Annotated in this window: 14 protein-coding genes; 6 read left to right on the forward strand and 8 right to left on the reverse strand. The window is 68.1% G+C overall.

Annotated elements, in window-relative coordinates; genetic code table 11:
- Positions 1–70: 70 nt before the first annotated feature.
- Positions 71–556, forward strand: a complete 486-nt coding sequence (locus tag CQ044_RS03195) for an SRPBCC family protein (RefSeq protein WP_105686780.1) — start codon at positions 71–73, stop codon at positions 554–556.
- A 12-nt stretch (positions 557–568) separates the two neighbouring features.
- Here CQ044_RS03195 and CQ044_RS03200 read toward each other — a convergent pair whose 3' ends face one another.
- On the reverse strand, positions 569–1,759 hold the full coding sequence (locus tag CQ044_RS03200) for a hypothetical protein (RefSeq protein ID WP_146116724.1): 1,191 nt from the start codon (positions 1,757–1,759) through the stop codon (positions 569–571).
- Between the two features lie 110 nt (positions 1,760–1,869).
- Positions 1,870–2,040, reverse strand: coding sequence for a DUF5302 domain-containing protein (locus CQ044_RS19500; RefSeq protein ID WP_160299713.1), 171 nt, complete (start codon positions 2,038–2,040; stop codon positions 1,870–1,872).
- Between the two features lie 186 nt (positions 2,041–2,226).
- Here CQ044_RS19500 and CQ044_RS03205 point away from each other — a divergent pair, with 186 nt between their 5' ends.
- The 5 genes from CQ044_RS03205 to CQ044_RS03225 all read left to right on the forward strand — a co-directional run bounded on the left by CQ044_RS03205 (position 2,227) and on the right by CQ044_RS03225 (position 8,974).
- Entirely contained in the window at positions 2,227–4,152 is a 1,926-nt protein-coding gene (locus CQ044_RS03205; protein ID WP_258133143.1) for a GDSL-type esterase/lipase family protein, read from the forward strand.
- Between the two features lie 116 nt (positions 4,153–4,268).
- The gene (locus CQ044_RS03210; RefSeq protein ID WP_105686784.1) at positions 4,269–6,545 is read left to right on the forward strand and encodes a polyribonucleotide nucleotidyltransferase; all 2,277 of its coding nucleotides are present in this window, start codon (positions 4,269–4,271) and stop codon (positions 6,543–6,545) included.
- A 204-nt stretch (positions 6,546–6,749) separates the two neighbouring features.
- The gene (locus tag CQ044_RS03215) at positions 6,750–7,802 is read left to right on the forward strand and encodes an aldo/keto reductase (protein WP_105686786.1); all 1,053 of its coding nucleotides are present in this window, start codon (positions 6,750–6,752) and stop codon (positions 7,800–7,802) included.
- Between the two features lie 84 nt (positions 7,803–7,886).
- Positions 7,887–8,489, forward strand: a complete 603-nt coding sequence (locus CQ044_RS03220) for a histidine phosphatase family protein (RefSeq protein WP_105686787.1) — start codon at positions 7,887–7,889, stop codon at positions 8,487–8,489.
- An 11-nt stretch (positions 8,490–8,500) separates the two neighbouring features.
- Positions 8,501–8,974 (forward strand): hypothetical protein, encoded by a 474-nt coding sequence (locus CQ044_RS03225; RefSeq protein WP_146116725.1) that lies wholly within the window; start codon positions 8,501–8,503, stop codon positions 8,972–8,974.
- A 12-nt stretch (positions 8,975–8,986) separates the two neighbouring features.
- Here CQ044_RS03225 and CQ044_RS03230 read toward each other — a convergent pair whose 3' ends face one another.
- The 6 genes from CQ044_RS03230 to CQ044_RS03250 form a co-directional block, all read right to left on the reverse strand.
- On the reverse strand, positions 8,987–9,421 hold the full coding sequence (locus tag CQ044_RS03230) for a pyrimidine dimer DNA glycosylase/endonuclease V (protein ID WP_105686791.1): 435 nt from the start codon (positions 9,419–9,421) through the stop codon (positions 8,987–8,989).
- Entirely contained in the window at positions 9,418–9,795 is a 378-nt protein-coding gene (locus CQ044_RS03235; RefSeq protein ID WP_105686793.1) for an SdpI family protein, read from the reverse strand. The genes CQ044_RS03230 and CQ044_RS03235 overlap by 4 nt, the downstream gene beginning before the upstream one ends.
- A 77-nt stretch (positions 9,796–9,872) precedes the next feature.
- Positions 9,873–12,164 carry an NACHT domain-containing NTPase gene (locus tag CQ044_RS03240; RefSeq protein WP_105686794.1) on the reverse strand — a complete coding sequence of 764 codons (2,292 nt, stop codon included), beginning with the start codon at positions 12,162–12,164 and terminating at the stop codon, positions 9,873–9,875.
- 199 nt (positions 12,165–12,363) lie between these two features.
- Positions 12,364–12,588, reverse strand: coding sequence for a hypothetical protein (locus tag CQ044_RS03245; protein WP_105686796.1), 225 nt, complete (start codon positions 12,586–12,588; stop codon positions 12,364–12,366).
- 54 nt (positions 12,589–12,642) lie between these two features.
- Positions 12,643–13,038 carry a hypothetical protein gene (locus tag CQ044_RS19375; RefSeq protein ID WP_146116726.1) on the reverse strand — a complete coding sequence of 132 codons (396 nt, stop codon included), beginning with the start codon at positions 13,036–13,038 and terminating at the stop codon, positions 12,643–12,645.
- Complete coding sequence (locus CQ044_RS03250) at positions 13,035–13,505, reverse strand: GNAT family N-acetyltransferase (protein WP_105686798.1); 471 nt, start codon at positions 13,503–13,505, stop codon at positions 13,035–13,037. Before CQ044_RS03250 ends, CQ044_RS19375 begins: the two co-directional genes overlap by 4 nt.
- Positions 13,506–13,511: the final 6 nt, after the last annotated feature.

Genomic DNA, 13,511 nt, shown 5'->3' on the forward strand with positions numbered 1-13,511 from the left:
GACGGCTCTCCGCCCCGGCCCGACGGCCGTCGCGTCCCCTCGTCGCGCGCAGGAGCGATAGCGTCGGGTCATGCCCGTCGTCCAGGCCGCCGTCGTCGTCCCGATCCCGCCCGCGCTCGCGTACGCGGTGTCGCAGACGACGGGCGAGGTCCGCCGACGCTGGGACGGCTTCATCCACGCGCAGCACTTCCTGGACGGGGCGATGGCGCCGGCGAAGGGTGTGCGCACGTTCACCCGGCAGCGGTTCGGGCTGTCGATGATCACCCACTACGTCTCCTATGCGCCGCCGACCACCGTGGGGATGGTGATGGAGAAGGGGCCGTGGTTCCTCCGCACGCTCGGCGCGGGCTGGCGCTTCGAGGCCGTCGACGGCGGCACCCGCGCCGTCTGGAAGTACAGCTTCACCTGTCGCCCCGTGTGGCTCGCACCGCTCGCGGAACGGATCGGCACGGTGGTCCTGGGGCGGGAGATCCGTCGAAGGATCGCGGGCTTCGCGCGCGGCTGTGCGGATCCGGTCGTGCTCGATGCCGCCCGTGCGGCGCTCGCGGAGAGCTGAGCCCGCGCGCGCTCAGTACCAGTTGTTGGCGACCTCGTGGGCCCAGGCGCCGCAGGGGGATCCGTAGCGGTCCTGGATGTAGCTGAGGCCCCAGTCGATCTGGGTGTCGCCGTTGGTGCGCCAGTCCGGCCCGGCCGCCGCCATCTTGTCGGCGGGCAGCGCCTGGGGGATCCCGTAGGCGTCGCTGTCGGGGTTCAGGGCGTCCGCGCGCCAGCTCGATTCCTGCATCCACAGCCGGTACAGACACGAGAACTGGTCCTGGCCCCAGCCGTAGTTGCCGAGCTGGCCGGCGGCGTAGGCCTGGGCGCCGGCGGGATCGACGTTCACGCCGCCTCCGCCGAGGTCGCCGCCGCCCGAGCCGCCGCCGGATCCGCTCGAGGATGCGGCCGCCGCAGCATCTGCCGCTGCAGCCGCGGCTCGCTCCTGCTCGGCGACCTGCTGGCCGATTCGGTAGCGCCGCTCAACGTCGGCCGTGGTGTTCTTCAGTGTGGCCAGCTGCGCGTACAGCGTGGTGACGTGACCCTGCAGGTCGGCGACCGCGGCGGCTTCGGCGTCCGCAGCGGTCTTCGCCTTCTGGGCCGCGTCCTCTGCGGCGGTCGCGAGTGTATCCCGGGCCGCGCGGGCGGTCTGGGCTTGATCCTCCAGTGACGTCGCGACGCTCTGCGCCTCGAGAGCGCGCTCGCCGAGCTTCGCCCAGGTCGAGTCGAGCTGCTGCAGCACGCCAAGGCGCGTGAGCAGCTGGTCCGGGTCCGTAGACGTGAACAGTCGCGCCGTGAGGGGAGCCGCGGACTCGACGCGGGCGCGGCCTGCCACGACAGCGCCGACCTGCGCGTGCGTCTGCTGCACGGCTTGCGCGGCGGCGGCGGCCTGCACGCCCAGCTCGTCTGCGCGTTGCGCGGCGGTATGGGCATCGGCCCTGGCCGCATCCGCAGCCTGATTGGCCTTCATCGCCGCGGTCGAGGCGTCCGCGGACTTCTGCTGTGCGGTGGCGAGTGCATCATTGATCCGGGTGATCTGGTCCTGCGTCGCCTGCTCGTTCCCCTGCGCGTTCTGCACGTCCTGCCACGACGGATAGTCGTCCGCATACGCGGGTGCGGCCACCGCGAGCGGCACCATCAGCAGCACGCCGGCCACGAGCGCCATAACAGGGCGGGTCGTGCGGGCTCTGCGCACCGGTGCGGCAGGGGCGGAAGAAACGATCACCATTCGACGCTAACCCCGCTCGCTGTGGATTCCCACCCCTTTCCGCGGATGCGCGGACGACGAAGGGCGCCGACGATCCCTCGTCGACGCCCTTCGCGGTGGATACGGGATCAGCCGCTCTTGCGGCGGAACTCGCGCCGGGTCTGCGCCCCGTGCGTGCCGTGCACGGCGGAGTCGCCGTTCAGGTGCGCCTCGCCCTGGTGCTGCTGGGCGTTCTTCTTCTCGAGCGCCTCCTTGAACTTGCGCTTCATGTCCGCGGCGGCGGTGTCGTCGGTACTCATGGGCGTCAGCCTAGCGCCGGGGGCGTCCAGGAGTCCTGGAAGAACGCGGCGGGACGGGCAGGGGGCGCGGCGGCGGACACGGGGTGACCGATCGCGGTGCATCCGGTGAACACTCCGTGTTGGCGGCCGTTTCCGGCGATGGGAGGCGGAAACGGGCGGGATCCTGATCGCGTGAGAGCAGCGATCGTGACGGAATCCTTCCTCCCGCACATGAACGGTGTGACAGGGAGCGTCCTGCAGATCCTTCGCCACCTCGAGCGACACGGCCACGAGGCCAGGGTGTACGCCCCTGCCGCCGCGGACATGCCGCGCATGATCGGGCACGCCAGAGTCGAGGCCATCCCGTCCGTCGCGCTGCCCGGTTATCGCACCGTGCGCGTCGGGACGTCCAGCACGCATCGGCTGTCGGCGTCGCTGGCACGCTTCGCACCGGATGTCGTGCACCTCGCTTCGCCGTTCGCCCTGGGCTGGCGCGGCGCGCTCGCCGCGGAGCGGATCGGGGTGCCCGCGGTCGCCGCCTATCAGACCGACGTCGCCGCCTACGCCGCGCGCTACGGGGTCTCGCTGACGACGGCGCTCGCCGAGGCCCACATCGCGCGGCTGCACCGGCGCGCCACGCTCACCCTCGCCCCCTCGTCCGAATCGGAGGAGCAGCTCGCCCGGCTCGGCGTCGACCGGGTGCGCCGCTGGGGCCGGGGCGTCGATGCCGAGCGCTTCCACCCGGACCGCCGCCTCGGCGCATGGGAGCACCGCGCCGACGCCGAGGCCGTCGTGGGCTACGTGGGACGCCTCGCCCCGGAGAAGCAGGTCGAGGACCTGCGCGCACTCGCGGATCTGCCGGGAGTCCGGCTCGTGATCGTCGGCGACGGCCCCTCCCGTCCTCGGCTCGAGTCGCTGCTGCCGGACGCGGTGTTCCTCGGTCATCTCAGCGGTCCGGAGCTCGCGCAGGCCATGGCGTCGTTCGACGTCTTCGTGCATCCCGGCGAGAGCGAGACATTCGGGCAGACCCTGCAGGAGGCGCACGCGAGCGGGATCCCGGTGGTCGCGACGGGCAGGGGAGGCCCGCTCGATCTGGTGCGCCAGGGCATCGACGGCTGGCTCTACCGCCCGGGCGACCTGGAGGATCTGCGCGAGCGGGTGCGGGATCTCGCCGGCGACGTGCGCAAGCGACAGGCTTTCGGCCGCGCGGGGCGCGAGGCGGTGGAGGGACGCAGCTGGAGCGCGGTGTGCGACCAGCTCCTCGGCCACTTCGTCGAGGCGCAGGAGCTGCACAGGGCCGACGCAGGGCTGCGCGCGCCTCGCGCCGTCCGGCCGGAGCCGACGCCGGCGGGGGAGCGCAAGCACTGGCGCCGCTACGTCGCGCTCGGGGACTCCCTCACCGAGGGCCTGTGCGATCCGGGCCCGGAGGGCGAGCTGCGCGGCTGGGCGGACCGGCTCGCGCTGCTCCTGGCCGCGCGGGAGCCTCTCGACTACGCGAACCTCGCGATCCGCTCCAAGCGCGTCGACGACGTGTGCGGATCCCAGCTGGACCGCGCGCTGCAGCTGCGCCCCGACCTCGTGTCGATCCTGGTCGGAGCCAACGACCTCGTGAAGCAGCGGGTCTCGATCCCGCTCCTCGCGGTCCGTCTCGAGGACACCGTGCGGCAGCTGCGCGAAGCGGGCGCCGATGTGCTCCTCGTGACGGCGTTCCTGCCGGGGAACCCTGCCGCCCGCGTCTACGTCCGCCGGTTCTCCGCCTGGGCCACGGCGCTCGCGGGCATCGCCCGGCGTCAGGGCGCGATCCTGCTCGACACCGACCTCCACCCGCAGCTCGCCGAGCGGCCGAACTGGGGGGAGGACCTCGTGCACCTCTCCAGCCGTGGGCACCGCTTCCTCGCCTACCGGGCCGGCGTCGCGCTCGGCGTGCCCCTCGCCGACGAGCTCGGGGCGCTCGACGAGGCCCTGCACGCGGCCGAGCGCACCGGAGCCGGCGTGTGGTGGCGCCGGCACGCGCTGCCGTGGGTCTGGCGCCGCCTGCACGGCCGCGCCGCGGGCGATGGACGCAGCGCGAAGCACCACGACTACGTGCGCCTCGGCCGGGAGCGCGGGGTGCGAGAGCCCAGCGAGGTCTGACGTCGCGGACTCAGGCGCGCCGCACTGATAGGATCGAACAGGATGCCTCTGTGCGCATCCGTCCATGCTCGCGCTCCACACGGGAGAGCGAGCCTAAACAAAGAAGGAGAGACCTCTTGGAAGGTCCTGAAATCACCGCCACCGAGGCCGTTCTCGACAACGGCCGCTTCGGCACCCGCACCGTCCGCTTCGAGACGGGTCGTCTCGCGCAGCAGGCGCAGGGCGCGGTCGCCGCTTACCTCGACGAGGAGACGATGCTGCTCTCGGCGACGAGCGCCAGCAAGTCGCCCCGTGAGGGCTTCGACTTCTTCCCGCTGACCGTCGACGTGGAGGAGCGCTCCTACGCGGCCGGCAAGATCCCCGGCTCGTTCTTCCGTCGCGAGGGCCGTCCCTCCACCGAGGCGATCCTCGTCTGCCGTCTGATCGACCGCCCGCTGCGCCCGTCGTTCGTCGACGGCCTGCGCAACGAGGTGCAGATCGTGATCACCGTCCTGAGCATCGCTCCGGGCGAGTACTACGACGCGCTCGCCATCAACGCGGCGTCCGCCTCGACCCAGATCTCGGGTCTGCCGTTCTCCGGCCCGATCGCCGGTGTGCGCCTCGCGTTCATCCCGGGTCACGGCGAGCACGCCGACCAGTGGGTCGCGTTCCCGAACGCGGAGCAGGTCGAGCAGGCCGTCTTCGATCTCGTCGTCGCGGGTCGCGTCGTCACCAAGGGTGACGGCACCGAGGACGTCGCGATCATGATGGTCGAGGCCGAGGCCACCGAGGGCAGCTGGAACCTGATCAAGGCCGGCGCCACCAAGCCCAGCGAGGACATCGTCGCGCAGGGCCTCGAGGCTGCCAAGCCGTTCATCTCGCAGCTGGTCAAGGCTCAGGCCGAGCTCGCCGCGCAGGCGTCGAAGGAGCCGGGCGTCTACCCCGTCTTCCTGCCGTACAGCGAGGGCACGTACGACTTCGTGGCAGAGCGCGCCTACGCCGAGCTCGTCGACGTCTACCAGATCGCCGACAAGCAGGAGCGCCAGAACGCCGACGACGCGATCAAGGACCGCGTCAAGGCCGAGCTCGTCGCCGCCGTCGAGGCGGGGGAGCAGCCCGAGGCCGCACTCGCCGAGTTCTCCGGCGCCTACAAGTCGGTCACGAAGAAGATCGTGCGCGGCCGGATCCTCACCGAGGGCGTCCGCATCGATGGTCGTGGCCTGGCGGACATCCGTCCGCTCGACGCCGAGGTGCAGGTCATCCCGCGCGTGCACGGCTCCGCGATCTTCCAGCGCGGTGAGACCCAGATCCTGGGCGTCACCACGCTGAACATGCTCAAGATGGAGCAGCAGATCGACTCGCTGTCCCCGACGACGAGCAAGCGCTACATGCACCACTACAACTTCCCGCCCTACTCGACCGGCGAGACCGGCCGCGTGGGTTCGCCGAAGCGTCGCGAGATCGGGCACGGCTTCCTCGCCGAGCGCGCCCTCGTGCCGGTGCTGCCGACGCGCGAGGAGTTCCCGTACGCGATCCGTCAGGTGTCCGAGGCGCTCAGCTCCAACGGATCCACCTCGATGGGCTCCGTCTGCGCCTCGACCCTGTCGCTGCTGAACGCGGGTGTGCCGCTGCGCGCACCGGTCGCCGGCATCGCGATGGGGCTGGTGTCCGACCAGGTCGACGGCGAGACCCGCTACGCGGCGCTCACCGACATCCTGGGTGCCGAGGACGCCCTCGGCGACATGGACTTCAAGGTCGCAGGAACGAGCGAGTTCGTCACCGCGATCCAGCTGGACACGAAGCTCGACGGCATCCCCTCCGAGGTGCTCGCCGGCGCGCTGACCCAGGCCAAGGAGGCGCGCCTCACGATCCTCAACGTGCTGAACGCCGCGATCGACAGCCCGGACGAGATGGCGCCGACCGCGCCGCGCGTGATCAGCGTGCAGATCCCGGTCGACAAGATCGGCGAGCTGATCGGCCCGAAGGGCAAGACGATCAACGCGATCCAGGACGAGACCGGCGCGCAGATCTCCATCGAGGAGGACGGCACCGTCTACATCGGCGCGACCGACGGCCCCTCGGCCGAGGCCGCCCGCGCTCAGGTCAACGCGATCGCCAACCCCACCAACCCGGAGGTCGGCGAGCAGTTCCTGGGCACGGTCGTCAAGATCGCGACCTTCGGTGCGTTCGTCTCCCTGCTCCCAGGCAAGGATGGCCTGCTGCACGTCACCGAGGTGCGCAAGCTCGCCGGTGGCAAGCGCGTGGAGAACGTCGACGACGTCCTCTCCGTCGGCCAGAAGATCCTCGTGAAGATCACGAAGATCGACGACCGCGGCAAGCTCTCGCTCGAGCCCGTCATCGACGAGGCTCCGGCGGAGGGCGCCGAGCCGGTCGCTGAGACCGCCGAGGTCTAAGCCTTCGCACGAAAAGGCCCGTTCTGTCCACCGAAAGGGGGACAGGACGGGCCTTTCGTCGTCTTCGTGACCGAAACGTTACGAGTTGTTCGCCTCCTGGACGACTCAATGAACGGAACTGTCCGAGGCCTCGCTTACTCTCGAAGGGACGCACCGGGGGGTGCGCCACAGAACACAAAACGCAGCAGGCACGGGGGTGATCGCATGCGTCTCTTCAGCGTCGGATCCACAGCAGGGTCCGCCATCGGCCATGCCGCACCCGCGGCGACCGGCGCGTCCGCCGTGGTCACGCCCCATCCCTCTGCGCCGATCCCCGTGGTCGGGCCCGGCATAGGGACCAGCCTGCGCGTGCCGCTCGCGGAGACCGGCATCCGCACCTTCCCGCTCATCCTCGGCGGCGCAGAGTTCGGCTGGAACACCGACGCCGACACGGCGCTGCGCATCCTCGACCGCTACGCCGATTTCGGCGGCAACGCGGTGCACACGGCCGACAGCTTCGCCGCGGGGCGCAGCGAGCACATCATCGGCCGCTGGCTCGCGACGCGCCGCAACCGCGACGACATCGTCCTGAGCGTGCGCGTCGGCGGACACCCCGACAACCCGGGCATCGGGTCGGTGAACCTGGTGCGCGCGGCCGAGGCCTCGTTGACCCGCCTCGGCGTCGAGCGCATCGATGTGCTCTACCTCGACGGCACGGTCGACGACGGCAGCGCCCTCGAGGACACCCTGGCCACCGCCGAGTGGCTGGTCGAGACCGGCAAGGTCCGGGCGCTCGGCGCCTTCGGCTTCACCGCGGAGCGCCTCGTCGAGGCGCGCATCCTGGCATCGGCCGGTTACCCGCGCATCGAGGTGCTCGACGAGCCGTACAACCTCCTCCGCCGGACGGGCTTCGAGGGCGACCTCCGGCTCGTCGCCGCAGCGCAGGGGCTGGCCGTCACCCCGTCGCACGCGCTCGAACACGGATTCCTCTCCGGCCGGCACCGCACCAAGCAGTCGCTGCAGGGCGTGCGCGGCATGCAGCTGCGCGGCAACATCAACCGCCGCGGCATCAAGGTGCTGCGGGCGCTCGACATCGCCGCTTCCGAGCTGCAAGTGCCCGTCGCCGCCGTCGCGATCGGCTGGCTGCTCGCGCAGCGCACGATCACGGCACCCATCGTCAACGCGTTCGCCACCGACCAGGTCGACGAACTGATGCAGGGCGCGGGCGTCGCCCTCGGTCGCGCACAGCTGGCCGAGCTCACGCGGGCCGCGAGCTGACCCGACCGGTCATTCGCCGTGTCCGATCTGTGACATAGGCTGGAAGCACCCCGGCCACGGCGCCGGAGACGAGGCGAGCGGGTTGTGACGCATTACATCTATCTGGTCCGGCACGGCGAGCATCAGGACGCCGAGCACGGTCTCGCTGACGGACCCCTCTCGCCGCGCGGACGCCGGCAGGCCGCGCTGCTGGCCGATCGCCTGTCCGGCCTGCCGCTCGACGCGATCTGGCACTCTCCGCTGCTGCGCGCCGCCGAGACGGCCCGTGCGATCTCGGAGCGGATCCCCGCTGTCGAGGCGGAGCCGTCCGCCCTGCTGTTCGACTGCGTGCCCACCGGCATGACGGAGGAGACGCCCGCCGTCTTCGAGCCGTTCTTCGGATCCATCACCGACGCGGAGATCGAGGCGGGCAGCGCGCAGATGGGCGACGCCGTGAACGAGTTCCTGGTGCGCAAGCCGGGCGACGTGCACGAGGTGCTCATCACGCACAACTTCGTGATCAGCTGGTTCGTGCGCGAGGTGCTGGAAGCCCCGGAGTGGCGCTGGATGACGCTGAACCAGGCCAACTGCGGCCTCACGGTGATCTCGCAGAAGCAGGGACGCCCGTGGAGCCTGGTCGCGCACAACGACCTGAGCCACCTCCCGATGGAGCTGCGCACAGGCCTGCCGGATCCGCTCCTGGTCTGACCATGTTCTGGGTGGCGTACCGGCAGGTGCTGGGATGGCTGACCGTCCTCGGCGCCGTCATAGGTCTGCTTCTGATGGTCGCAGAGCCGATGGTGCTGCCGCCGGACGACGGCGAAGACAGCCTCTTCGTGCGGGTAGCGCTGGCATACGCGGGTGCTGCCGGCGGGGCCGTGACAGGACTCGTAGCGGGATTCGGAGTCCTCGCCCTGCTCGGGCCGTGGACCTGGTACGCGGAACGCACGGTGGCGTCGAGAGCCTGGGTCGCAGCGGTCGGAGCGGCGGGTGGAGCGGCGCTGGTCTGGGTCGGCATTGGCCTGCGCACGTACGGAGCGTTCGTGTCGTGGGAGATCTGGCTGCCTCTCTGCGGGGCGTTCGCACTGGTCGCGGCGATCGCCGCAGCGCTCCTCACCGCTCGCGCGGCGCGCAGGGAGGACGACAAGCAGCATCGGTTGCAACAGCAGGAGCCGAGCCAGGGCCTTCTGTGATCGTGGGGCCGCTCAGCCGACCCGTTCCCAGTCGGCGATCGGGCCATCCACGACGGTGAACAGAGGATGCGGAGCCGGGAGGGGGACCGCGCGACAGCGCTCCCAGAGGTCCGGAGTGCGCACCTCCATCTTGCGGAGCAGATGCCCCCACTCGTACTCGAGCTGGCCCCGGGCCACCGGGATGCGTTCGGCCAGACCGGTCTTGAGGATCTTCTCCCTCGCGAAGCGGTAGCCACGGGCGTCGGCCTCGTCGACGACGGCCGCAAGATAGTCGCCGATCGCGGCGAGGGGGTCGCGCGTCTCGCGGAAGCGCTGGAGCTGCGGATGGTGCGCATAGCCCCGGCGCGTCGGATCGGCGATGACGGCCTGTGCGAGCAGCCCTTCGCGCCAGCACGCCGTCAGCGCCTGCCGGTCGTAGTGCTGCGGATGAACCGACCACAGCCTCATGCGCGGGTCTCCCTCGCCGACTCGTCGTCTCTGCCTTGACCAGCGTGATTCGGGCGAGAGGGATCCGTCCTGCGGTAGATGCGCTGCCAGTAGAAGATGCCGACGGAGGGGATCAGGATGTAAAGCCCAATCATCAGATAGGCCCACCACGGTGCTCGCGTGAAAAGAGCGGCAACGAGCATGACGACACCGACGAACAGGAACAGTCCTGCTTTCCAGACGACCAGGCTGATGCTCCGCCGATTGGCCTCGCCCTGATACTCGGTCGCCCGAGTGATGTCGAAATCGCCGAACTGCGTCAGGTCGACCGGTTCGTGTCGCGCGGCGGGCGGCGGGACCGGCGAGCCGACGACAGGGTTCTCGTCCTGACTCATCGCAGCTCCTTGCGGTACCAGCGGCTCGCGTTCGGGTTGTCGTTCGCCTTGTCGTTGAGTGTGTCTGCGCTGCCGCCCTAGTAGGTTCGAAGAACTGGATCAGAGCTCGCCGTGGCCGATTCCAAGAGCGCGCGGACTCGTCCTCGCTGTCCTCGCACGGGCAAGTAGATCTTTCTCGCCCCGGCACGCGACTCGATCAGCAGGTTATTGCCGACCAGGTACGCAATCGCATCGGGAACAAGGTCGCGGAAGTGGGGAGAAAGGCCTCGCGCCAATGCTTCTTCCTTACGACCGCCTCCTGCTTGAAGGTAGACCTTCTTCAGCACAGTAAGGATCACCTTCTGACCCGGTCGTAGACCGGGCATCCCCAGGATGCCTCGTGTCGTCTTCGACGAGGGGTCGAATGCGTCGAACGTGCAATCGGTGAATCTCCCCGATGGAAGCCCCGTAGCGGATGCCGCGCCCAGGACAGTTCCAATGTGGCAGTGATCAAAATGCGGAAGTGGTGCTTCGCCGTCGTACTCGGTGAGGTCAAGCGTTGTGACGATGCACTCTCGGAAGGTAAGCGAGCCGAAGTCGGTTTCGGTATCCTGCATCTCCAGACTCTCGATCTCGAGAAACGAGAATTCAAGAACCCCAGGCTTTGACGGACCCAACTCCGCACCGATGCGCACGAGATCGAGAACGAACGCGTCAACATCGCCTCGCGTCTGCAACTTCTTTGCTGACGCATTGCATTGCCCGGGCGTCACACTTAGTCGCTCCGCCTGAAGCGTTGCGACGAGGACACCGAGCCGGCTAAGGGGGACCGAGGCAACAGAAATGTTACCGAGCGAGTCGTCCTGCCCCGCCGCGTAGCGCACCACGTCCCCTGCTCTTGCTGCGTCGAGGAGCGAAGCATCGATGAATGCACGCGCTCCATCGGTTGCATCCTGGACTCCTAAGCCGGGGAGGCGTTGAAGTACCTGGAAGGACCCTTCATCAGGCGGGTAGCCCGCTATCTCCTCGAAGGCTTGAGACAAGTCACTTGGAAGAACCGGTCCCTGTCCGCCACCCCGACCGCGCGCGATCGTTGCCAGCCGCTCCAGCACTCGGCGGATGGTGCGTCCGTCGAGCCCTTGCTCAATTTTTGCTTCGCGCTCGCAGATCCGGTCCAGAAGGTACTCCCATCCGGGAGCTGGTTCCGGCAGCGCGCCTTCAGTCAGCGCGCCAAGCGCGCCCGCACTTGCAAGGTGTCCAAGAAGCAGCGGATGGCTCGGCAACCAGTCGGGTAGTTGGCCGGTCCACGAGCGTTCGGAAAGATAGGCCCGCACCTGATCGTCGTTGAAGTCATCGGTATGCAGCACAATGGGACGTCGATCGCGTACACCCAGTGATGCCGTCATCTCAGCGTCCGAGTCGAAGAAGTGACGACGCCCCGAGATGAGGAGGCCAGCGCTGGGGGGTGTCTCTTCCGTGAAGCGGCGAACCAACTCCACCGAACCGCGTCGGATTAGCGGGAGATCGGGTGTTCGCCCGCGCCACCCACTCGCCGCAATCTCGTCAAACCCGTCAAGCAGGACGTGTACCTGACCCGCGCGCCAGGCGCGTACTAGCTTCGTTGCCGATTCGAACCCTATCCGCGCGGCATGCCTCCTTAGCGCCTCGTCGGTGTCTTTCTGTCCTTGATGGTCGCGAAGGTTCAGAGTCACTGGAAAGGGGGCGAGTGCATCCTTGAAGTGGCGTTTCGCAAGTTCTCGGTGTACTTCCCGCAACGTCATGCTCTTGCCAGCACCAAAGTCGCCGAGAAGCAGGGTGGCATCTCCTTCAGCGATGCGCTCGACGATGTCTGCGAGACCTAGGGTGGCGCGCGGCGACTGTGAATTTTGTACAGCGCTGAAGCCGAGTGGCACATAGCGTTCTAGTTCGGTTGCGCTGCCCGTATCAGGGTTGCGCGCGCTACCGAAGGGGTACATCTGCCTGCACTCTAGGTAGTCTCGGGAGTCGATGAGCTGCGCCCGGAACTGGGCGAGACTACATGCTGTGATCGGTCCTCCGACCCCTCTAATCACGTCGCGTTGCTGGGCAGTTGTGTCATCCCGCGTGACAAAGAAGCCCTTGATGGCCTTGAACTTATGCCGAGTAGCGAGACGGTCGCAAAGCTCCTTGAGCTTGGTACCGTCCTTGCTAGCCTTTTCGACCGTGCGGGATGTTGTCGCTTCGATTGCGACCACTACCTCGTCACCTTCGATCACTGCATCCCGTTCGCGTCCTCCGATAACGGTCGCGCCTTGGTACGGGCGTGTCGGGGAGTAGATAGCGCGCGCGATGCGCACGACCTCTTGTTCGAAAGCCTCGTCTTCCGCGTGATCCGCTGGTGATCTGCCCATGCCCAGAATCTATCGGGTCCTCAGCAGGGACATGCGCGCCTCCCTGCCGGGGTGTTGTGACACAGGATCCAGAGGACTCCCAGAAGCAAGGCAGTGGGTGGTAGAAGGCTCGTAGCCTAGGTGCCTATCGCTCTGGACGTAGCCCACTCAACGGGCTTACGTAACCAAACAGTGGCGTTCGGGTTGTCGTTGCTCGTGCTCATGAGTCCCGTTCCGATGACACTGCATTCGGTTGTTCGAGGGCCATTTGCACCGCGTTCTTCCAGTCCGATGCGCGGGCCGGGTCTGAGCGCATGTATTGGGCTAGGAGAACCAGGTCCTCCGATCGCCAATCCTCAACATCGCCGTAGATCTGGATCATGAAATAGGCGGCGCGAAAAGCCTCTTCCGTGGTCAGGACAGTCGGCAGCGAGTCATCGGTCATGAGCGAGTTCCTTACGTAACCAAACTGAAGCGTTCGGGTTGTGGTTGGTGGGGCTCATGAGATTGCGTGATCTTCGGGCATTCTGCCGCGTGTGAGGAACACTGCTAGAGCTCGTTGCGCCTGAACTCGTAGCTCCAACCATTCGGGGAGAGCCTGCACGTCGGCCAGGTCAGGGTAGTCGTTCGGAACTGCGGTAGCGGCCCGCGTCCACACCCGATCGAACACCTTCATCGCTTCGATTTCATCCCAGCTGTAGCCTGTGTTGATCGACTGGTCTTCCCATGGCTTGACGGGAACGCAGTCCTCCCACTGATTGATTACCTCGTACGCGACGTTGACAACTCGGTGTGAGTCGTAAGTCCGCTGTGCATCGAACGACCCCGCGAGTTCTAGGTAGTCCATCAAGCGATTTCGCATACGTTGCTGAGTCACACGTTCGCTATCCGTCATCCGAGTTCCTTACGTAGCCAAACTGTCGCGTTCGGATTGTCGTTGTAGCGCGGGATCTCGGCGAAGCCGCTGTTGCGGTACAGATGGCCCGCCGCCTCGAGCGTGTGATGGGTGTCGAGCACGAGGGCGCCGGCCCCGAAGTCGCGAGCGCGACGCTCCAGTTCGTCCAGCAGCAGGCGGCCCCAGCCGCGGCCGCGGGTCCGCGGGCGCAGGAAGACGTGCTTGATCTCGAACACGTCTGTCTCGCCCTCGGGCATGCCCACACGGCGGATCCCGCCGCAGCCGACGATCGCGCCCTCGTCCTCGAGCAGGAGGAAGACGCCGTCCGGGGCCTGGAACGCCGCGGCGGTCGGATACGTGGGGGAGTAGTTGCCCCCGGGGAACTCCGCCGCGCGCAGCGTGAAGTAATCGACGAGCACGGCGTGGGCGTCGGAGTCCTCGGGGGACGCGATGCGGAACGTGGGCATGATCCG

It is taken from the genome of Microbacterium sp. MYb64 (assembly GCF_002979495.1).
In the GTDB taxonomy this organism is placed as follows: domain Bacteria; phylum Actinomycetota; class Actinomycetes; order Actinomycetales; family Microbacteriaceae; genus Microbacterium; species Microbacterium azadirachtae_A.

What these genes read in the sequence shown, in the direction of transcription:
- CQ044_RS03195 (WP_105686780.1), top strand. Translation starts at nt 71, where the DNA reads ATGCCCGTCGTCCAGGCCGCCGTCGTCGTCCCGATCCCGCCCGCGCTC.
- CQ044_RS19500 (WP_160299713.1), bottom strand. Translation starts at nt 2,040, where the DNA reads ATGAGTACCGACGACACCGCCGCCGCGGACATGAAGCGCAAGTTCAAG.
- CQ044_RS03215 (WP_105686786.1), top strand. Translation starts at nt 6,750, where the DNA reads ATGCGTCTCTTCAGCGTCGGATCCACAGCAGGGTCCGCCATCGGCCAT.
- CQ044_RS03230 (WP_105686791.1), bottom strand. Translation starts at nt 9,421, where the DNA reads ATGAGGCTGTGGTCGGTTCATCCGCAGCACTACGACCGGCAGGCGCTG.
- CQ044_RS03235 (WP_105686793.1), bottom strand. Translation starts at nt 9,795, where the DNA reads ATGAGTCAGGACGAGAACCCTGTCGTCGGCTCGCCGGTCCCGCCGCCC.
- CQ044_RS03240 (WP_105686794.1), bottom strand. Translation starts at nt 12,164, where the DNA reads ATGGGCAGATCACCAGCGGATCACGCGGAAGACGAGGCTTTCGAACAA.
- CQ044_RS03245 (WP_105686796.1), bottom strand. Translation starts at nt 12,588, where the DNA reads ATGACCGATGACTCGCTGCCGACTGTCCTGACCACGGAAGAGGCTTTT.
- CQ044_RS19375 (WP_146116726.1), bottom strand. Translation starts at nt 13,038, where the DNA reads ATGACGGATAGCGAACGTGTGACTCAGCAACGTATGCGAAATCGCTTG.
- CQ044_RS03250 (WP_105686798.1), bottom strand. Translation starts at nt 13,505, where the DNA reads ATGCCCACGTTCCGCATCGCGTCCCCCGAGGACTCCGACGCCCACGCC.